At 48.6% G+C, this 20,350-nt stretch carries 11 protein-coding genes; 7 read left to right on the top strand and 4 right to left on the bottom strand.

Annotated elements, in window-relative coordinates:
- Positions 1 to 25: 25 nt before the first annotated feature.
- Both LLH06_RS14960 and LLH06_RS14955 read right to left on the bottom strand, forming a co-directional pair.
- On the bottom strand, positions 26 to 3,049 hold the full coding sequence (locus tag LLH06_RS14960) for a SusC/RagA family TonB-linked outer membrane protein (protein ID WP_228170102.1): 3,024 nt from the start codon (positions 3,047 to 3,049) through the stop codon (positions 26 to 28).
- Positions 3,050 to 3,171: 122 nt separating this feature from the next.
- Complete coding sequence (locus tag LLH06_RS14955) at positions 3,172 to 5,013, bottom strand: glycoside hydrolase family 13 protein (protein WP_228170101.1); 1,842 nt, start codon at positions 5,011 to 5,013, stop codon at positions 3,172 to 3,174.
- A 398-nt stretch (positions 5,014 to 5,411) separates the two neighbouring features.
- On the opposite strand from LLH06_RS14955, the gene LLH06_RS14950 reads away from it, so the two are divergent.
- The 3 genes from LLH06_RS14950 to galU all read left to right on the top strand — a co-directional run bounded on the left by LLH06_RS14950 (position 5,412) and on the right by galU (position 8,369).
- A complete protein-coding gene (locus LLH06_RS14950) occupies positions 5,412 to 6,314 on the top strand; it encodes a glutamate--tRNA ligase family protein (protein WP_228170100.1) in 903 nt (300 codons plus the stop codon).
- 183 nt (positions 6,315 to 6,497) lie between these two features.
- Positions 6,498 to 7,487 carry a mevalonate kinase family protein gene (locus LLH06_RS14945; RefSeq protein ID WP_228170099.1) on the top strand — a complete coding sequence of 330 codons (990 nt, stop codon included), beginning with the start codon at positions 6,498 to 6,500 and terminating at the stop codon, positions 7,485 to 7,487.
- A 3-nt stretch (positions 7,488 to 7,490) separates the two neighbouring features.
- Positions 7,491 to 8,369, top strand: coding sequence for a UTP--glucose-1-phosphate uridylyltransferase GalU (gene galU, locus LLH06_RS14940; RefSeq protein ID WP_228170098.1), 879 nt, complete (start codon positions 7,491 to 7,493; stop codon positions 8,367 to 8,369).
- 71 nt (positions 8,370 to 8,440) lie between these two features.
- Here galU and LLH06_RS14935 read toward each other — a convergent pair whose 3' ends face one another.
- Positions 8,441 to 9,568: an alpha/beta hydrolase-fold protein gene (locus LLH06_RS14935; protein WP_228170097.1), complete on the bottom strand. Its 1,128-nt coding sequence runs from the start codon at positions 9,566 to 9,568 to the stop codon at positions 8,441 to 8,443.
- A gap of 55 nt (positions 9,569 to 9,623) precedes the next feature.
- Positions 9,624 to 10,535 carry an alpha/beta hydrolase family protein gene (locus tag LLH06_RS14930; protein WP_228170096.1) on the bottom strand — a complete coding sequence of 304 codons (912 nt, stop codon included), beginning with the start codon at positions 10,533 to 10,535 and terminating at the stop codon, positions 9,624 to 9,626.
- A gap of 441 nt (positions 10,536 to 10,976) precedes the next feature.
- Here LLH06_RS14930 and LLH06_RS14925 point away from each other — a divergent pair, with 441 nt between their 5' ends.
- The 4 genes from LLH06_RS14925 to LLH06_RS14910 all read left to right on the top strand — a co-directional run bounded on the left by LLH06_RS14925 (position 10,977) and on the right by LLH06_RS14910 (position 20,030).
- Entirely contained in the window at positions 10,977 to 11,933 is a 957-nt protein-coding gene (locus LLH06_RS14925) for a glycoside hydrolase family 43 protein (protein ID WP_228170095.1), read from the top strand.
- 17 nt (positions 11,934 to 11,950) lie between these two features.
- Positions 11,951 to 14,326: a glycoside hydrolase family 127 protein gene (locus LLH06_RS14920; RefSeq protein WP_228170094.1), complete on the top strand. Its 2,376-nt coding sequence runs from the start codon at positions 11,951 to 11,953 to the stop codon at positions 14,324 to 14,326.
- Positions 14,327 to 14,949: 623 nt separating this feature from the next.
- Entirely contained in the window at positions 14,950 to 18,075 is a 3,126-nt protein-coding gene (locus LLH06_RS14915; RefSeq protein ID WP_228170093.1) for a SusC/RagA family TonB-linked outer membrane protein, read from the top strand.
- A gap of 11 nt (positions 18,076 to 18,086) precedes the next feature.
- Complete coding sequence (locus LLH06_RS14910; protein ID WP_228170092.1) at positions 18,087 to 20,030, top strand: RagB/SusD family nutrient uptake outer membrane protein; 1,944 nt, start codon at positions 18,087 to 18,089, stop codon at positions 20,028 to 20,030.
- The last annotated feature ends 320 nt before the right edge of the window (positions 20,031 to 20,350 follow it).

Genomic DNA, 20,350 nt, shown 5'->3' with positions numbered 1-20,350 from the left:
TTATTGATATTTATGATCTATCAAATTAAAAGTTAAGGTTCAGGCCAAGCACGTAGGTACGTGGGCGTGGGTAAAATTTGTTATCGATACCGCCGTTGATCTCAGGATCGATGCCTTTGTACTTAGTGATGGTGAACGCATTTTGTACGTTACCACTCACACGTAAAGTTGCTTTTGAGTTGAACAACTGACCGAAGGTGTAACCAACGTTGATGTTGTCCATACGCAAGAATGAAGCATTCTCTACATAGTAGTCAGACAGGAAGAATCTGTCGGTCAATACCGTACCAGTGATGCCGCTGCGTAATATATCTGCCGAACCGTTGTTGATCACACCGATCGGGTTCAGGATGTTACGCTGAGTAGCAGTATTTGAGTTAACGTTGTTGTAAACGTAGTTACCCAGATTAGCACGTGCGGTGAAGGCAGCGCTCCAGTTCTTGTAGTTAACACTGCTGCTTAAGCCCATGTAAACGCGTGGATCCGGTTGTTTGTAGTGGTACAGGTCAAGCTCGTTGATCACACCATCTTTGTTTTGATCAACAAAGGCGCCATCAACAGGTTTACCATTGCCATCATATACTTGTTGCAATACATAGAACGCGTTGCGTGGGAAACCAACTGACTGGATCTGGATGTTGTTACCAGTACCGCCAGCGATACCGCCTGTAGGCGAACCTGCGTAGGTTGGATCTTGAGAGATGGTCAGGTTGGTGATCTTGTTCTTGTTGTAAGTAACGTTGAAACCGATGTTCCAGGTCAGGTCCTTGCTTTGTACCGGGATGGCGTTGATCGCGAACTCGATACCGTCGTTCTCCATGTTACCTACGTTAGCAACGATCTCATTGGTAAAGTTGGTACCGGCAGGCTGCACGATCTTGTTCAACAGGTCCTTGGTCTTTTTGTGATAGTACTCCAAGCTACCGGTGATGCGGCCGTTCAGGAAACCATAGTCAACTGCTACGTTGGTGGTAGCGGTTTGTTCCCATTTACGGTTAGGGTAGTAACCACCCGGACGGTACATGTTGTAGAAAGTGTTACCGAACTGGTATTGCGCAGTGTTGGTGCTCAGGGCGTAGTAAGAGATGTAGTCATAGTTACCGATGCCTTCTTGCTGGCCGGTGATACCGTAACCTACACGCAGTTTCAGATCTGACAATGTACTAACACCTTTCAGGAAATCCTCTTCCTTGATCTTCCAGGCCAATGCACCTGAAGGGAAGGTAGCGAAACGGTTGTTAGGGCCGAATCTTGAAGAACCGTCAGAACGTACAGTGGCGGTCAATAAGTAACGGTTCTTGAATGTGTAATTCAAACGACCGTAGTATGACAGCAACCTGTTCTGCGGGATATCGAACGCAAAGTTTGGAGTGGTACCAGGGTTCAACACGCCGTTAACAGAGTAGTCGGCATAATTGTAGTTGGTTGTCTTGTAGTCATAGTAAGCATAACCGGCAACGGCCTCCACGCGGCTTTCGATCGAGCGGATGTCTTTAGAATAACTTAGGAAAGCCTCAAGGGTCTTGTTGCTTTGAGTTTGCTTGTATTGGGTGTTCTGGCCGCTTTGCAGTACGCCGTTAGCATCAGTGAAACGACCGAAACTTGCGCCAGCGTTGCCCGGGATGTAAACGGTACCGGTACCTTTAGATATATCGTAACCGGCATTGATGTTCAAGTGCAGGTCAGGCAGGAAGTGGAACTTGTAATCGATCTGCAAGTTACCGATGCTGCGGTATACAGTACTTTTATCTTCACGTTGCTCCAATAACCCTACAGGGTTACGTGGTACTTGTTGTTTCAAACCGGTAGCTGCACTTGGGTCCAAGAACTGGTAGTAACCACCGTAATTATTGTTGCCTGATAATACCGGCACGGTAGGGTTGAACAATACCGCGTTAGTGATCGCATCTTCGTTAGCGAAACGGTTCTTGCTTTGAGCACCTTTAACGTTGAGGGTCAGTTTCAGGTGATCTTTCAGCAACGAGGGCGACAAGTTGATGGCCACACTGGTACGTTGCAATTTACCTGTTCTTAAGATACCTTCCTGATCCAGGTAACCGGCTGATACGCGGTATGGCAGGTTCTTGCCGGCCGAGCCTGATATGCTCAGGTTGTTATCAGTGGTTTTGGCGGTTTGGTAGATCTCGTTTTGCCAATCAGTGTTGGCAGTACCTAATTGTGCTTTTTGTGAAGCATTACCGTAGGTGTTGATAAAGTTGCGGAACTCATCAGGAGTTAACACATCCACTTTTTTGGTGATCTTTGAAAGTGAGAACTGGGTGCTGAAGTTGATCTGTGGTGTACCACGCTGACCTTTTTTTGTAGTGATCAGGATAACGCCATTAGAAGCACGTGAACCGTAGATCGCAGCAGCCGAAGCGTCTTTCAACACGTTGAACGACTCGATATCGTTAGGGTTGATCAGGCTTAATGGGTTAGCTGCGCCAGAGATGCTTTGATCGCTCAAAGGCACACCATCGATCACGATCAATGGGTTGTTAGAAGCGTTCAATGACGCGCCACCACGGATACGGATCGTGCTACCCGAACCTGGGGCACCACCGTTAGAGGTAACCGATACACCTGGTGCTTTACCGGCGATCAGTTGCTCAGGCGTAGTGATCACACCTTTCTGGAAATCCTTACTGGTAACGGTAGTAACGGCACCGGTAACATCCTTACGAGTTTGAGTACCGTAACCGATCACCACAACCTCATTTAAAGCGCGGTTCTCAGGTTGCAGGTCAAAAGTAACGGTGGCGGTAGCGCCAGCCTTTACGGTAACGGCTTGCTGCGCGCTGGTGAAGCCAAAGTAACGTGCAGTAACCGTTTGTGCACCTACAGGCACGTTGTTCAAACGGAAATTACCATCAACATCGGTAGGGGCGCCAATGTTAGTGTTAGCGATGCCAACGGTAACACCAGGTAATGGCTGACGGTTGTTGTCAAGCACTTTACCGGTTATGCTGCCTGTTTGGGCAAATGCTGCGCACGACAGGGCCAGCAAAAAGCAAACAAGCGCATACTTTTTAAAATAATTGTTTCTCATACAATTTGAAATACTTGTAAAAGCTGTTTAAAAATGGTTTGTGAACGGGGGAGTGAAAAGGTTGGTCAGGTCCTTTTGAGTTTTCTTGGTCGAAGTAAGTTTTATCTCATATATAAACTGGTTTATTGGGTTAGCTCTAAAATGTACTGGCCCTTTGCAGGAATGGTCAATTGCTTGGTTAGAGATACCTGCTGGCCGGTGATCACATCACGGCCTTGAGTAGCGTTCCTGATCGCTTCTTTAAAGCGTCCGGTATCGATCGTTTGATCGTTCATGGTGCCATTCAGGAATACCACCACGGTCTTGCCTGGAGCGGTACGTGCATACACATATACACCGCTGTTATCAGGCAGGTAATGCATTAGCTTGGCGTGGGCGATGGCCGGGTTGGCCTTCCGCCATTGCAACAACTTTTGCAGGTAGCTATAAGCCTCATTTTGCTTGGCCGAACGGCCTGCTGCGGTGAACAGGTCTTTTTTGTCGCCTTTCCAGCCTCCGGGATAGTCGGTACGTACGTAGCCGTCGCTTTTTTCCTTTTTGCCATCCATCAGGATCTCAGTGCCATAGTAAAGCTGCGGGATGCCACGGGTAGTGAGTAAAAAGGCTAAAGCTTGTTTGTAGCGACGCAGGTCAGGGTCGTTCGCACGTACAAAGCGATCAAGGTCATGGTTATCTAAAAAGGTCAGGACATTGTTCACATCAGCGAACATGAAATCCTGGGCGATCTCTTCATAAATGCGGAACATGGCCGAACCTTCGCCGCCGCCGTTCTGATCATAATCAAAAGCGTTGCCGCTGATAAAGGTGAGCGGAAAGTCCATCACCGTCTTTAAACCGGCGTCGTTCTTGTTCAGCGCGTCCTTCTTTTGCCACCAGGCCGATGCCGACGAGCGGCCGTACCATGATTCGCCCACGATATTGAATTGAGGGTATTCGGCCTCTACCTCACGGCACCAGCGTTGCATAAAGGCATAGTCTGGGTAAGGGTAAGTATCCTGACGGATACCATCTATTTTACTATACTCGATCCACCAGATGCTGTTCTGGATCAAATAAGTGGCCAAATGACGGTTGCGTTGGTTCAGATCAGGCATCGATGGCACGAACCAGCCATCTACCAGTACATCACGGTCGGCCTTAGCCGCGTGCGGGTCCATAATGGTGTATTTGGCATGATTGGTCTGTACATACTTGCCGCTATTGTTATTGATCCAGTCCTTAGCCGGCAGGTCGGTCATCCATGGGTGTGAGCTGCCGCAGTGGTTAAAGATCATATCCATCACCACTTTAAGGCCTTTATTGTGCATTTGCTGCGTTAAGCGCACAAATTGCTCATTGGTACCAAAGCGAGGGTCGATATTGTAAAAGTTAGTGATCGCGTAACCGTGGTAAGAACCGCCCGGCATCTTGTTCTCTTGTACTGGATTCAGCCAAACAGCAGTAACGCCAAGGTCTTTAATGTGGTCAAGGTGCTGTTCGATCCCGGCAAGGTCCCCGCCGTGACGGGCATTAGGGTCATTGCGGTCAACGTTCACACCGTCCCAGTTGTCATTGGTAGCGTCGCCGTTAGCAAAACGGTCGGGCGTGATCAGGTACAATACATCCGTATCATTAAAGCCAGCCGCGCCTCCTTTGGTACGGGCCTTAAGCGGATAGTTATAAGTAAGCTTTTGTTTACCGTCATTGAATTGCAGCTTCACCAGTCCCGGTTTGGCCGAAGCTGCAATGTTCAAATAAACGAATAAGTAATTGGCATTATCGGTACGGGCAACCTCTTTCAAGGTTACGCCGGGGTAAGTAAAACTCAATTGCGTTTTGCCAATGTTGGGTCCGTACACCATCACCTGTAGCTGGGTGTTCTTCATGCCCACCCACCAGTTGGCCGGTTCAACGCGTACGATCTGTGCGGCCCGGGTATTCAGGGCTAACACAATAAGGCTTGCAAATAGTATAATTCTTCTCATGCTACACATTTGATACTTTAGCCAGATCAAGAGCAAATAGCGTCCATGCCGGTACAGGTTATCTGTCCAATTCGTGGCGGATCAATTCTTGGTTTCTTATTAAAGTATAATTGGTTAGGGGTACCAAAGCTTATTTGGGAACTTTGATGATACAAAGTAAATAGCCGGAACGCATCCGCATTCTATCTTTAAGTAAAATTTAAGAAAATTTAAGGTTTTTAAAAGTTAAACTAATGGTTGTCAATGACTTGCTAAAATCAAGAGATATGAAAATATAAGCTGATCTGAGCCTAATTTTATTCTTTTACAAACTTTATGAGTTGTAAATTACCTGTTACGCTGTTGCCATATGTATCAAAAAAGTGACGAGTTGTTAACCTGATATTTAAATTGCGCTAATGTTTTTCGAACCATCTCCTTCATCGGGGCTTACCCGTTATGCGCCTACGCCAAGCGGTTACCTGCACATCGGTAATGTACTATCCTTTGTACTTACGGCCACCATCGCTCAAAAACGAGGAGCAGGGATACTGTTGAGAATAGACGACCTCGACCGTGAACGGGTGCGTGACGAATACCTGCAGGACATCTTTGATACCATCGTGCTGCTGGACCTACCATATGATCAAGGGCCTCGTAACGTTGCCGACTTTAAGGCGTCGTGGTCCCAGGTGCACCGCATGCCTTTATATGAGGCGGCGCTTGATCAGCTGGCTGGTTCAGGAGCGGTGTTCGCTTGCACGTGCAGCCGGTCGCAGTTGCAACGGTCGGCTCCTTTGTACCCCGGTACCTGCCGCAACGCCGGTATACGTTTGGATGCTGATGATAGTTGTTGGCGGCTGATCATCGATCAACAAAAGGAGTTGAAGATCAGAGACCATCTAGGCAAGGTACATACACATCAATTGCCCGATGAAATGCAGAGCTTTGTGGTGCGCAAAAAGGACCGCCATCCGGCCTACCAGTTAGCCAGCGTGATCGACGACCTGCATTTTGGTGTGGATCTGGTAGTTAGAGGAGAGGACCTATGGGCATCGACGCTGGCGCAGGCCTATTTGGCCGATCAGCTCGGCGTGAAAGGTTTCAACGACATTCATTTCTTACATCATCCGCTCATTATGGGTGGCGATGGTAACAAGCTGTCCAAATCAATGGGTGATACCTCGGTGAAATACCTGCGCGAAAATGGGTTCGCCGCTCCTGATATATTCACACTGATCGCACAGGTACTGGGCTGGCAACGCCCCGTGTCCGATTGGCGAACGCTGGGCGATCTGGTGTATCAACGGCTGTTCGCCTGACCAGTGATCATGCATCTGTAGGTACATACATCCTTTAGTTAACGAACTGTCCTTTACTGTCACATTATTTTTTGCCGTATGCGCAATAGTTCATACCTTGTTTCCGTTACCGCTGGCTGTTGTATGATCATACGCATGGCCGGTGGTAGCACTATTTCATGATCTAATCACCAACATCCTACCATGATTGATTCAAGGGCCTATGCAAGGGCCGGCTTTTTAGGCAACCCGTCCGACGGTTACAACGGCAAAACGGTAAGCCTCATCGTTAAAAATTTTGGGGCGCAGATCCTCATGTATGAGTCGCCCGAACTATGCATCGAGCCACAACAGGCCGATAGTAATTACTTCAGGAACATTTATCAGCTGAAAGAGACCGTGAGCCTGATCGGCTACAATGGCGGTATCCCCCTGATCAAAGCCACCATCAAAAAATTCTGCGACTATTGTGACAAGAACGGTATCCGCCTTTCGAAGAATTTTACGTTGCGTTACAGTTCTACCATCCCGCGTCAGGTGGGTTTGGCAGGATCGAGCGCTATCGTGATCGCTACCCTGCGGGCGCTGATGCAATTTTATAAGGTAGAGATACCACTGGTGGATCTGCCTACGCTGGCCTTGCAAGCCGAGACCCAGGAGATGGGTATCAACGCAGGGCTGCAGGATCGCGTGATCCAGTGCTATGAAGGCTGCGTGCATATGGACTTTAATAAAGAACAGATGGCCAATTCAGGTCATGGCCTGTATATACCTATCGACCCATCATTACTGCCCAAATTATACATCGCTTACAAGACCGACCTTGGTAAAGTATCAGGCAAGGTATTGAACGAGATACGCGCCAAATATGACAAGGGCGACGAGCACACCATTAGTACTTTAGGCAAGATCGCCTCATTGGCAGATGAAGGCAAGGAAGCCATTTTAGCCGGCGACCACGAAAGACTTGGCCAGCTCATCAACCAAAATTTTGACTATCGTACCCAGATCATGACCATTAGCGATAGCAATATGGAACTGATCAACACGGCCCGTTCATGCGGTGCATCGGCCGCGTTCACCGGTTCGGGCGGATCGATCATCGGTACTTACAAAGACGACGAGATGCTGAAGCGTTTGGTGATCGCGTTAAAAAAAACAAATTCAAGAGTTATAAAACCTTACTTAGTATAAAACATGGTAAAAAAAGCCGTTATCCCTGCTGCAGGTTTAGGCACCCGGTTCCTGCCGGCCACCAAAGCATCACCTAAAGAGATGCTCCCGATCATTGATACACCTACTATACAATATGTAGTTCAGGAAGCTGTTGACTCAGGTATCGAAGATATATTGATCATTTCAGGCAAAGGCAAACGTGCCATCGAGGATCACTTTGACCGTAACCACGAGTTGGAAACACGTTTGCAGGAAAAAGAGGACGCGATGTATGAAGAGATCCGTCACCTGGCCGACATGGCCAACATCCACTTTATCCGTCAAAAAGAGATCAATGGTTTGGGCGATGCGATCTATTACGCTCGTCACCACACAGGTAACGAGCCATTTGCCGTGTTGCTGGGCGATACCATCATCGATTCGGTGATACCAGTAACCCAACAACTGATCGATATTTACGAGCAGTACCAAAGCACCGTGATCGCGGTGGAGACCGTGCCTCATGACAAGGTTTCTCGCTATGGTATAGTTGGTGGCGAAAAGAAATCAGACACCCTGATGCTGCTTGATCAGCTGATCGAGAAGCCTGCCGTTGACAAAGCGCCATCTAACCTGGCTATCGCCGGTCGTTACATCCTTACGCCCGAGATCTACCGCTCATTAGAGAAGACCCCTCGCGGAAAAGGTAATGAGATACAATTGACCGACGCCATGCTGAACCTGTTGAAGACCGAGAGTCTTTATGCGCACACCATCGAGGGCAAGCGTTACGACATTGGCAACAAGCTGGACTTTTTAAAGACCACCGTTGACTTTGCCTTACGCCGTAAAGAATTCGCTAAACCATTCCTGAAATACCTGCGCGAGACCGTCGAGCGTATGGAAGGTATCGAACTGTAGTAGTTCTTCCTTAAAAACAAAGAAAGGCCCGTTTGATCACGGGCCTTTCTTTGTTTAGTATGATGCTTACGCTACTTAGTGAACAGCATTGGGGCTAATTCGTGCAAACTACGGCGCCAAGTTTGGAATTCGTGGCCGGTATTCTCTGACACATACGCAACGGCGTTGTAGCCCGTACCCTTAAGTTCGGTAGCAGCGTTGCGTACGCCATCGGGCCGCTCACGGCTGCCGGCGCTCATGAAGATCAGGTTCGGTTTGGCCTTTCCTTCCAGCTCCTTAGCATTATACAAGCCGCCGCTTAATAAGGCATACGAGCCGAACAACTCCGGCTTAGCCAAAGTGATGGTATGCGTTTCCATTCCACCCATCGATAGGCCGCCCATTGCGCGGTGTACACGGTCGGCCATGGTCCTGAAATTGGCGTCAATGTATGGGACCAGTTCATCGGTTAGTACAGTTTGAAATGCATCTATCTTGAAGTTGCGCAGTGCGCCGGGACCAGGCCTTACCTCGTTGGTCATGCCGTAGGTCATTACAATAATGAACGGCTTGCTTTTGCCCTCGCTGATCAGGTTATCCATGATCAGGTTGGCGTGGCCCTGGTTGCTCCATGCGGTCTCGTCCTCACCCCAGCCGTGTTGCAGGTAAAGCACAGGGTACTTCTTTGATCTTTCCTTTTCATAACCAGGCGGCGTGTATACATAAGCCCTGCGCGAGGTATTGGTGCTTTTGGATGGGAAGAGTATTTGCTGAACATGCCCGTGTGGTACGTCTTTCAACGCGTAGATGTCGCTGTCGTGGGCAGGTATCTCGATGCCGCTTTCCCAACGGGTGGAACCGTAAAAGTTGAGCGTACCGGGGTCGTTGAAGGTACCGCCATCTACGGTGAGGTGGTAATAGTGGAAGCCTTCGTCCATAGGGCCTTCGGTAGTGCCGGTGAAATAGCCATCGGCACCCTTGGTAAGCCGGGTGCCGCCGCGGCCACCCAAACCCAAGCTTACCTTAACACTATCGGCCATGGGAGCTTTGATCTTAAAGCGGGCATAGCCCTGCGAATTAACCTGCGGGTATTCCTGCCCGGGCTGATTGAGCGATGATTGTTTAAAATCATCGGCCACAGTAGATGGTGTGGTTTGTGCTTTACTGATCCCCTGGACGGCCAGCAGGGCCAGCAAAGCAAATAGTGGTCTATAATTCATGGTTTAGAGGGTATTGGTTCGTGTTATTTATTGGAGGCAGTGGGTAATTGCCTTTTTACAATCGTTTCTTTTGAACGGTCCAGTGCGGGTCTTTTGCTAAACCCGGCGGGTTTCCGGTGAACATTTCGCCTGCTTTGCGGTCGCCTTTGAGCTGCCACTCAAACCAGGCCGTGGCTACCTTGGCAAATTCACCGCCATGCGGCTGGCGATAGGTGCCACCATGGCCCACATCCATATTGGCCACAAATACTGGCACATCGTCTATCCGTTCAAAGTCATCCATGCCGTTCTTGTAGGCTATGTCCTTCTCTCCGCCTAAAATATAAAGGGTAGGGGTGTGCAGTTTTTTTAGTTGGTCCTTGGAGACCGGTGGCATACCGGGTATTCCGGCTCCGGGGTTACCTAATATGCCGCTGTTGCAGATCACGGCAGTGGTCACCCTTGGGTCGGGAGCATTCTCCAACGTTTGCAATCCACCGCACGACATACCGCTCACTGCTATCTTGCTGGTGTCGATCTTGCCATATAGCATGCTCTTATGGTCCTTGCTTTGCGCAATGGCCCAATCAATGGCATCCTTCATTTGTGAAGAGGTGGAGCGCCCGCCGCCTTTCTCGCCTTCTTGCGGCATGGGCCCTATGGCCACCACCAGGAAACCATAAGAGGCCACTTCCGACAGGAAATTGATATGCTCCCATGGCGAGTTGGCGCAGGCGCCGTTACCCCAGGCAATGATAGGCAGCTTTTTGCCCCTGCCGAAGGGTTTGAGGTCTTGTGGTCGCAGCACGGTGTGCGTAGGCAGCGATGCTTCCTGTAGCATAATGGCTCTGTAAGGCCCGGTCCCACCATCTTCAACTATTCGGCTCGTCGGTTTTACTGGTTCTGTTACCTGCGCCTGGGTGGGGTTTAGCCCCAGCATTAAACAACAGGCACCGGCCAACAAGGCCCTGGTCAATGTTCCGTTCATGTAGATGTTTATTAGGTATTTTTGGTTAGTAGCGGTCAGTCCCGTTACGGGCGAGCCACGCCCATATATCAAATATAGCAGAGTGCGATCACCCAGCATGGCATTTTTGTTCAGATCGAGCAGATGATATGTTCAACCTATTGTTCAAAGATCGTAGTCCGTATACTCAACCTTGATCGTCAGCGTTTTAAGTATTTTAATTAATAAATGTTAAATAGACAATTATTATTACTTTAGTACACCTGATCGGCAGATGAAGGATGGGCATGCCAACATTCCTTTTGCAGGTTTAAACAAATGAAGCATACAAGCGGCAAGTGTTCAGATAGATTTGTGGATGAACATGCTTTGTTGACCCTATCAGGAGAGGCTTTAGTTACGAACGGCCTGATCCACCTAAGTGGAGGCAAAGCGGTATGACCTACCCATAACCAATTATAAATGAAGAAGACATCACTGACCATTGCATTGGCCTGCCTTGCGGTATTGGGTGCTAAAGCCCAAAACCCGATCATCACCAGCATCTTTACCGCCGATCCGGCACCTATCGTGCATAAGGGTACCGTTTACCTGTACACCGGCCATGATACGGCATCAGTAACGGCCACCAATTACAAAATGCCCGACTGGCACGTGTTCTCCTCCAAAGATATGGTACACTGGAAAGATCACGGCGCGTTGCTATCGCCCCATACCTTTTCATGGGCCACAGGCGACGCTTATGCCGCGCAGTGCATCGAGCGTGATGGGAAGTTCTATTGGTTCGTATCTACCTTTCACAAGAATGATGCTAACAGCAAAGGAGGGGCGGCCATCGGTGTTGCGGTGTCTGATGGTCCTACCGGTCCGTTCAAGGATGCTATTGGTAAGGCTCTGATCGTAAATGAGATGACCACCGATATGAAACACGGGTGGGATGACATTGACCCAACGGTATTTATTGACGATGACGGTCAGGCTTACCTCTTTTGGGGTAACGGCAGCTGTAAGTGGGTGAAGTTGAAGAAGAACATGACCGAACTGGACGGGCCTATATCGGTTTTCAAACCCAAGAACTACATCGAAGGCCCCTGGGTGTACAAGCGTAAAGGACTTTATTATTTAGTGTATGCCAGCGCCGGTACTAAGCCCGAAATGATCGAGTACTGCACGGCCACCAGCCCCACAGGACCATGGACCTACCAGGGCATTATCCAAAAAAATGTACCTAATAGTTTTACCACCCACCCTGGTATATTGGACTTTAAAGGCAAAAGTTACTTTTTTTACCATAATGGAGCATTGCCCACCGGTGGTAGCTACCGCCGGTCGATCTGTGTGGACGAAATGTTCTACAACCCTGATGGTACCATAAAAGAGATCGTACAGACGACCACGGGCGTGAAGCTCGTTAAATAAGAGCGAAAAAGATGATCATGATCAAATATCTATCTACAGCATTGTTAGCTGTTACCGTGAGCGTAGCATGTGCACAGGAAAGGCTATATTCCAATGAGTTCCCGTTAAAGGATGTGACCTTGCTCGATGGCGACTTTAAGCACGCCCGCGACCTTAACGTACGCACGCTGCTTAAGTATGATGCCGACCGTCTGCTGGCCGGCTACCGGGTTATTGCCCACCTACCGGTAAAAGCGAAGATCTATCCTAACTGGGATGGCCTTGACGGGCATGTAGGCGGGCATTACCTGTCGGCCCTGGCTATCAGCTACGCCTCAACAGGTGATGCTCGATGTGGCGAGCGGATGCGATATTTTATCAAGGAACTGAAAGCTTGCCAGGATGCCAATACGGCTAATAACCCCGAGTGGGGCGTAGGTTATGTGGGTGCTGTGCCTAATAGCGATAAGGTTTGGAGCACCTTTAAGAACGGCGACTTTGGCGCTTACCGCTCGGCCTGGGTGCCGTGGTATAACGTGCACAAGATGTACGCCGGCCTACGCGACGTTTGGGTATACAATGGCGATGCTACCGCCAAGGACATCTTTCTAAAATTTTGCGATTGGGGCATCGACATAACATCTGCGCTTACTGATGAGCAGATGCAGGCCATGCTGGCCACCGAACATGGCGGCATGAACGAGATCTATGCCGATGCTTATCAGATGACTCATGATGATAAGTATTTAAAGGCGGCCAAGCGTTTCTCGCACCGTGCATTGCTGGATCCCATGGCCCAGGGGCGCGACGACCTGGATAATAAGCACGCTAACACACAGGTGCCAAAGGCGGTTGGTTTTCAGCGTATAGCCGAACTTGATCATGATGATACGTACGCCAGAGCAGGCCAATTTTTTTGGGAGACCGTGACTGCCGACCGTACACTGGCCTTTGGCGGTAATAGTCGGAGGGAGTTCTTCCCGAGCAAGACCGCCGCTACCGACCTGGTGAACGATGTGGAAGGCCCGGAGACCTGTAATTCCTATAACATGCTCAAGCTGACCGAAGACCTGTTCAGAGTACAGCCGATGGCCAAATACGCCGATTATTATGAGCGTACTTTGTATAATCATATCCTTTCCAGCCAGCACCCGCAGCACGGTGGCTTTGTGTACTTTACCCCGGCAAGGCCCCGTCATTATCGTGTGTACTCGTCGCCAAATGAGGGGATGTGGTGCTGCGTGGGTAGTGGTATGGAGAACCAGAGCAAGTATGCCCAATTCATCTACACACATTACCAAAATACGCTGTATGTAAACCTTTTTATGCCATCGGTACTGAACTGGCGCCAAAAAGGGGTGGTGATCAGGCAGGAGACCGCGTTCCCTTACCAGGAGAACAGCAAACTCAGCATCACTTCGGGCAAAGCCCACTTTAAAATGATGATACGCTATCCGGGATGGGTGAATGCCGGCGCGCTCAAGATCAGCGTCAACGGCAAACCGGTGAAGTACACCGCTCAACCATCATCATATGTGGCGATCGATCGTGCCTGGAAAAAAGGCGATGTGGTGCAGATCAGCCTTCCTATGCATAACAGTGTGGAGCAATTGCCGTATGTGCCAAATTATGTGGCTGTGCTGCATGGCCCTATCGTGCTGGCCTCCAACACCGGCACCGAGGACCTTAAAGGTTTAGTAGCAGGTGATAGTCGTTGGGGGCACATTGCCAGTGGCCGCAAGCTTCCGTTAGACAAGGCACCGATATTTGTAGAGGATGACGAAGCCCGCATAGCTACTCAGCTAAAACCGGTAGCAGGCAAACCACTGAACTTCACCATGGCTGGTGACAACTTAGGCAATGGTGAGCCGGTAAAGCTGGAACCGTTCTTCAAGATACATGATGCCCGCTACATGATGTACTGGATGACGCTTACCCACGGGCAGTACCGATCATACGTAGACTCGATGGCCGCTGTAGAGCGCGATAAGATGGCGCTGGACAAGCGAACCATTGACCAGGTGGCACCCGGCGAACAGCAACCGGAGGTTGACCATAGCATGCAGACCAAGAACTCGAACACCGGCAACAATTACGATGAGTTTTGGCGCGATGCCCGCAATGGCGGCTACTTCAGCTATGACCTGGCCACTAATGATGAGAAGGGACTGAAACTGATGGTACGTTACAGGGGAGGGGAGCAGCGCGACAAGGCTTTTGACATCTATATAGATGATCAGAAATTGATGACGCTGAACGGTCCCGACAAGGGCAACGCCGGTAAGTTCATGAACGTAGAGTATGATATACCTGATAGCCTGACCCGAGGCAAGAAACGCATAAGGGTAAAGTTCCAGGCACATGACAATAGCGCGGTAAGTGCTGTATATAACGTAAAGCTGCTGCGGAAGTAGGCCGATCACTGTTAACCGTATTTAATAAGCGCTTCAAATATTTTTTGCGCGCTATCATAAAGGTGGCTCGCTTGAGCCACCTTTTAATTTTTACGTCGACGGTTCATTTTAGGTTCGATGGAATAAGATAGACGCGTGGCTCACGCAGCGATAATGGCCAATTTTGCGCCTAACAGGCCTCTGTGGCTTCCAAATGCACTTGTGATGCTACAAATGTTGAACAATTGTACCATCATTTTGATCAAATAAGACATTTGTAACATTGCAAATGGTAGAAATTAGCATCGTTGCTTCACCAACTTCCCGTTGTCTGACGCCTCCAAGAATTATAAACCAATTTAAATTTTAATTCATCCTGATCAAAATGTATATATAAACCTTTTTACATCTGGTTTATGTAATCGATTGTAAAGATTCAGAGCCAGTGCTCAATAACCTAAGGTATTATATATAATATATGATCATAACGACCTGAAATGAGAACTTAGACCATCGCTATTGTCAAGGACAAAACGCCCCCCCAAACCAATTTTAAATCATAAGAAAAACTAAACAGCATGAGAAAATTTCGACTTGAGTATTTACGATACTGGAAGTTGTGTTCATTCATATTGATAATGAACATGATCTCCTTCCTTGCTAACGCGCAAACCTTCCAGGTGCGCGGTAAAGTGGTTGACGAAAAGAATGAACCACTGGCCGGTGCCACCGTTAGCGTGACCGGTACCACCACCGCAACCTCAGCCACCGTAAGTGGTGATTTTACCCTGAGCGTTCCGGCAGGCACCAGGAGCGTAACAATATCATTTATAGGTTATAACGAGCAAGTAAAACCTGTAAGCGCCAGCACTGCCAACCTCGGTACCATTACGCTGAACAGAAGCGGTAAGGACCTCAACGAGGTAGTGGTAGTAGGTTACGGTACTTTGCGTAAGCAAGATGTTACCGGTACCGTTGTGAACGTTGATGCCAAGACCTTGCAGGAGATCCCGGCATCTAACTTTGTTGAACAATTAAAAGGCCGTGTGGCCGGTGTCGATGTGGTTAGCGGAAGCAATGGCCCGATAGTATCGATCAGGGGTAACCGTACCATTGGCGCAGCGCCAGGTACCGACGGACCACTGATCGTGTTAGATGGTCAGCCTTATTATGCTTCTATCGAGAACATCAACCCAGCGGATATTAAAAGTATCGACGTATTAAAAGGCGCATCAGCCACCGCGATCTACGGTACCAGAGGTTCGGGCGGCGTTTTATTGGTGACCACCAACCGCGGTAGGGTAGGCCAAACCGTAACTTCGTACGATTCATATGTAGGTGTAAGTAAGCTGGAAGGCAGCCTGGAACTTTTGAACGGTCAGCAATTCGCTCAATTACAAAAGGATGCGTTAGCTGGTGCGGTCCTGCAGAACAACTCGCAAACTAACCCTTACTCTTTAACTGCTATTGAGCAACAAGCCCTTAACCAGGGAGTAAGCACCGACTATGTTGACCTGTTATTGAAAAGGTCGATGATATGGGATCAGAGCTTACGCGTGGCCAGTGGTACCGAAAGAACTCAGTTCACCGTTGGCGCAGGCTATCGTTTAAATACCGGCTTACAGCCTAATAACTCTACTAAGCGTGTATCGTTGAACGCCACTTTAGATCACAAGATCAACAGGTTCTTAAAATTTGGATTGTCTACCCAAACCACCGTACGTATGATCAATGCAGGTGGTGGCGATCAGCTGCTTACCGCGCGTTACATGAGCCCGTTGACCTTCCCTTACAATCCTGACGGTTCCATTAACCCAACGCCTCAGTCAGATCAGATCGATGCTACGCTGTTGAACCCTTTGTATCCTGGCGCCAATCCTGACCAGTATTATGACTATACCCGCGGTTTCCAACACAACGACATCGTTTACGGTGAGGTATCGCCGGTGGACCACTTCAAATACCGCTACACCTTTAACTACGGTTTTAATCAGTCGTTGCAAGGTACATACCGTGGTATCAACAACGTTGACATCGTTAACGCTACTAGGACCACTGCCAGTACCACCAACAATTATCGTTACCGTTTGGCTCAAGAGCACTTGCTTACCTATGATAACACCTTCGCCCAAAAGCACCACGTGAATTTGGTGGGTGTGTACCGGGCTGAGAAACAGCACGACGAGAACTCGAACATCAATGCCACCGGTATCCCCTTTGATGCGGTGAAGAACAGTAACCTTGGCTTGGCCACCACTATCGCCGGTGTAGGTGGTTCGTTCGTTGAGCAGGGACTTGTATCGTACATTGGTCGTTTGAACTATGCTTATGATGATAAGTATGACCTGACCGCATCGATCACCAGGGATGGTAACTCGGCTTTGGGTTCTGAAAATAAATACACTTCATATCCATCTATCGGTTTGGGCTGGGTGATCAGTAACGAGAGCTTCATGAAGAAGTATGCTTTCATTAACAACCTGAAGCTTCGCGGCGGTTACGGCATAACCTCTACTACCAACACTATATTCCCTTACAATACCCTGGGTGCGTTAAGCTCATCTAAATATCAGTATGGCGGTGCATCTACCGGTAACGCACAGGGCGTACGGGTAACCACCCTTACCAACCCTACTTTGACCTGGCAGCGTACTCACGAGTACAACTTGGCGTTGGATTTCGGTCTGTTCAAGAACCGTTTGACCGGTTCGGTGGAGGTTTACAAACAGCGTACTACTGGTATCATCCTGCCTAACATCCTGCCTATTACCAATGGTTCATCAGCACAGGTGACCAACTTAGGTACATCGGCCAACAAAGGTCTGGAGATCACTTTAAGCAGTATCAACCTGCAAAACGTTGGAGGCTTTACCTGGTCTACCGATGCAAACTTATCATTCAGCCGCGAGCGTATCGTGGAGTTACCTAACGGTGCCCCATTGAATATCAACTCGGGTCTGTTCGTTGGACAGCCATTGAGCGTGATCTACGACGTTAAAAAGATCGGCATCTGGCAGTTAGGTGATTCTCCTGGTATCGATGCTTCAAAATCGCAAGCTAACGGTCCTGTTTACTTGCCAGTGCGTGGCCAGACCGGCACCTTACAATATCCTGGTCAGATCCGTGTACAAGATGTGAACGGTGATGGTAAGATCGACCAGAACGATAACCAGATCATCGGTAATTTCCAGCCAAAGTATCAGTTCGGTCTCACCAACCGATTCAGCTACAAGAATTTCGACCTGAGCATCGTTATTCAAGGCCGTATGAAGTTCACTACGCTGGTACCTTACGTATCGTCAGCTAACTCGGCTTATATCGGCTGGCAATATTTGAACACTGGTCGTCATAACCAGCCGGTGCTCGATTACTGGACAATGAATAACCCTACCAATGCTTTCCCTACACCTAACGCGCAAGGTCAGGGAAACTATTACTCTACCTTGCAGTACTATGATGGCTCATGGATCAGGGCAAAAAGTATCAACTTTGGTTACAACCTGCCAAGCAGCTTGACCAAACGCATCGGTATGAGCTCACTGCGCATCTATGCCAACGTGACCAATCCGTTCATCATTTATGCACCGATCATGAATCATAGCTTTACGGTAACCGATCCTGAGTCGGTATACAACCAGCAGGTGATCAACTCTTCTACCAGTGGTAACGCTGCTGGCCAGGATGGCAACAATAATAACTACCGAGGTTTAGCGCTTAGCCCCGGTTTGCAAACACGTGATTTTATTTTAGGGATCAACGCCCGTTTTTAACGATAATAAATATGAAGATATTTAATAAAGTAAGTAGTGGCATTGCGATAGCTGCCATGCTAACAACAGCTACCAGTTGCAAAAAGATCCTGGACGAAAATCCAAGATCAGCGTTATACCCGAACTATTTTACCACCTCGGGCGGTGTGCAAGCAGCCGTAACAGGTGTTTACAATGATCTTAGAGGTGCTTTTTCGGGCGAGGGCCTGGTGTTCTACTATAACGGTACTGACGAGACCATTCCGGGTGGTAACGCAAGCGGAAACCCATTGTTGTATTACGCATTCAATGGTATCAACTCTTCGAACACGCCTGATATCATGGGTCTGTACATTGACATTAACACCCTTAATGGTGTGTTTCAATATGCATCGGCCATTACCAATGTTAACGACAGGACACAATTTGTTGCTCAGGCCAAGTTCTTGAGAGCTTTTATCTACTTCTATCTGGTGCAAACCTATGGTGGAACAACAGCTACCCAAAAGAGTGGTATACCTTTGCACACCACCTACATTACTCAGGCCAGCACAGCCGATGCACCGGCACCTTTAGCCGACATTTACAACCTGATCATTAAGGATCTTACCGAAGCTTCTGCTGAGTTACCGAACACCGTATCTTCTACCAGCCCATTCTCGGCAGGTGGTGTAGGTAAAACAGCTACTGCTGCGGTTGCCAGTGCTTACTTAGCCAAGGTTTATTTAACACGCGGTTACAGTGAAGCAAAGCAAAGTGGTGATTTCCAGAAAGCTGCTGACCTGACCGCTGCGCTGATCACCAACAAGGGAACTTATGGCCTTGATCTGTGGCAAGACTACAATGACGTACACAAGCCAGCTAACGATTATGGCAAAGAGAATATGTTCGCTATCGATTACGGTGGCGCCTCTGATCCTCAGTACACCGGCTATACCCTGCAAGGGTCGGGTGGTTACGGCCTCAATCAGCTCTATGTACTGGCACGTATGAACTATGTAGGCCCTGGTATCGATAACATTGCTGGTATCGATGCGGTTCCGCAGAAACTGACCAACAAGACCGGTATGTTTCGTGATGTATACAACGGCAGGCCTTATGTTCGTTTAGCACCTAATACCAGATATTCTATCAATGTGGCCTTCGCCGATCAGTTACATGATTGCCGTTATGATGCTACCTTTCAAACTTTTTGGATCTGCAATACTAACGTAGCTGCCGGTACCAAGAGTGATGGTTCTTTGAAGGGCAAGCTGGTACCAACATCTAACCCTTCTACCAGCGCCTACATACGTCCAATAGATGGCGATACCGCAATGTTAATGCCGGGTACAGATGTTACCATGGCACGCCGTGATGACTTTAAAGGCTTGATCGTTGCACCTAAGCAGTACACCAACATCGTATTCCCTACCGTGAAAAAGTTCGACGACCCTAAACGTACCGCTACCGGTGACTTCTCGAGCCGCCCGATCGCGCTGATGCGTTTCTCTGAAGTTTATTTGATGAATGCCGAAGCTAACTATATGTTGGGTAACGTGAGCGCCGCCGCTACTTCGCTTAACGTGATCAGGAGAAGGGCAGCCTACCGCACCCCTGATGATGCACAATATGTGGCAAAAAATGCGGCAAGCGTGACCTCAGCTAACATGGCTGCTGTCAATTCGGCCAATGCTGATTTCATGACCTTGAATGCTACTCAGTTAGCTCAGTTGGCCGTGCCTAACAATACCACTTCAACAGGCTCTCTGTGCGGTATGGATCTAATTTTAGAGGAGTACACCCGCGAGTTCTACGGCGATCCACGTCGCTGGTATGATCTGGTACGTACGCAGCAACTGGTACGCCGTAATCAGATGTACAACACCACCGGTGGACCGAACGTTAAGGATTACCACACCCGTTGGCCAATACCACAATCATTGATCAACAGCGTGTTGTCAGGTCCAAAATATCCGCAGAACAACGGTTATTAATAAGATCCAACAAGACACTAAACAAGTTGCCAACTCAGCAAAAGCGTCACTCAAAGGGTGACGCTTTTGCATTTTAATGAAGGTCAAAAGCAGTTACGATGTGCGGTTTTAGTAAGGTATGCTGATGAACGGCTAAAAATGCCTTTAACGCCACAAGAACGAACATTTTTCGTACTATTTTACACAAACGTTCTCCTTTAGGGTGATCGCCAGAGCTACATTTGATGCACCTGAACATGATAAAGTGCCGGGATCATGACCAGATGCAGGTGTTCAGGACAGGCCAATTTAGCAGATCAATGATCTTAATTCGTTCCTTA

The organism is Mucilaginibacter daejeonensis, from assembly GCF_020783335.1.
In the GTDB taxonomy this organism is placed as follows: Bacteria; Bacteroidota; Bacteroidia; order Sphingobacteriales; family Sphingobacteriaceae; genus Mucilaginibacter; species Mucilaginibacter daejeonensis.
This window is presented reverse-complemented; position numbering and strand designations above follow the sequence as displayed.

Bases quoted from the DNA above. Each gene is read 5' to 3' on its own strand.
- galU (WP_228170098.1), top strand. From the start codon at position 7,491: ATGGTAAAAAAAGCCGTTATCCCTGCTGCAGGTTTAGGCACCCGGTTC.
- LLH06_RS14935 (WP_228170097.1), bottom strand. From the start codon at position 9,568: ATGAATTATAGACCACTATTTGCTTTGCTGGCCCTGCTGGCCGTCCAG.
- LLH06_RS14915 (WP_228170093.1), top strand. From the start codon at position 14,950: ATGATCTCCTTCCTTGCTAACGCGCAAACCTTCCAGGTGCGCGGTAAA.
- LLH06_RS14950 (WP_228170100.1), top strand. From the start codon at position 5,412: ATGTTTTTCGAACCATCTCCTTCATCGGGGCTTACCCGTTATGCGCCT.
- LLH06_RS14910 (WP_228170092.1), top strand. From the start codon at position 18,087: ATGAAGATATTTAATAAAGTAAGTAGTGGCATTGCGATAGCTGCCATG.
- LLH06_RS14925 (WP_228170095.1), top strand. From the start codon at position 10,977: ATGAAGAAGACATCACTGACCATTGCATTGGCCTGCCTTGCGGTATTG.
- LLH06_RS14920 (WP_228170094.1), top strand. From the start codon at position 11,951: ATGATCAAATATCTATCTACAGCATTGTTAGCTGTTACCGTGAGCGTA.
- LLH06_RS14960 (WP_228170102.1), bottom strand. From the start codon at position 3,049: ATGAGAAACAATTATTTTAAAAAGTATGCGCTTGTTTGCTTTTTGCTG.
- LLH06_RS14955 (WP_228170101.1), bottom strand. From the start codon at position 5,013: ATGAGAAGAATTATACTATTTGCAAGCCTTATTGTGTTAGCCCTGAAT.
- LLH06_RS14930 (WP_228170096.1), bottom strand. From the start codon at position 10,535: ATGAACGGAACATTGACCAGGGCCTTGTTGGCCGGTGCCTGTTGTTTA.
- LLH06_RS14945 (WP_228170099.1), top strand. From the start codon at position 6,498: ATGATTGATTCAAGGGCCTATGCAAGGGCCGGCTTTTTAGGCAACCCG.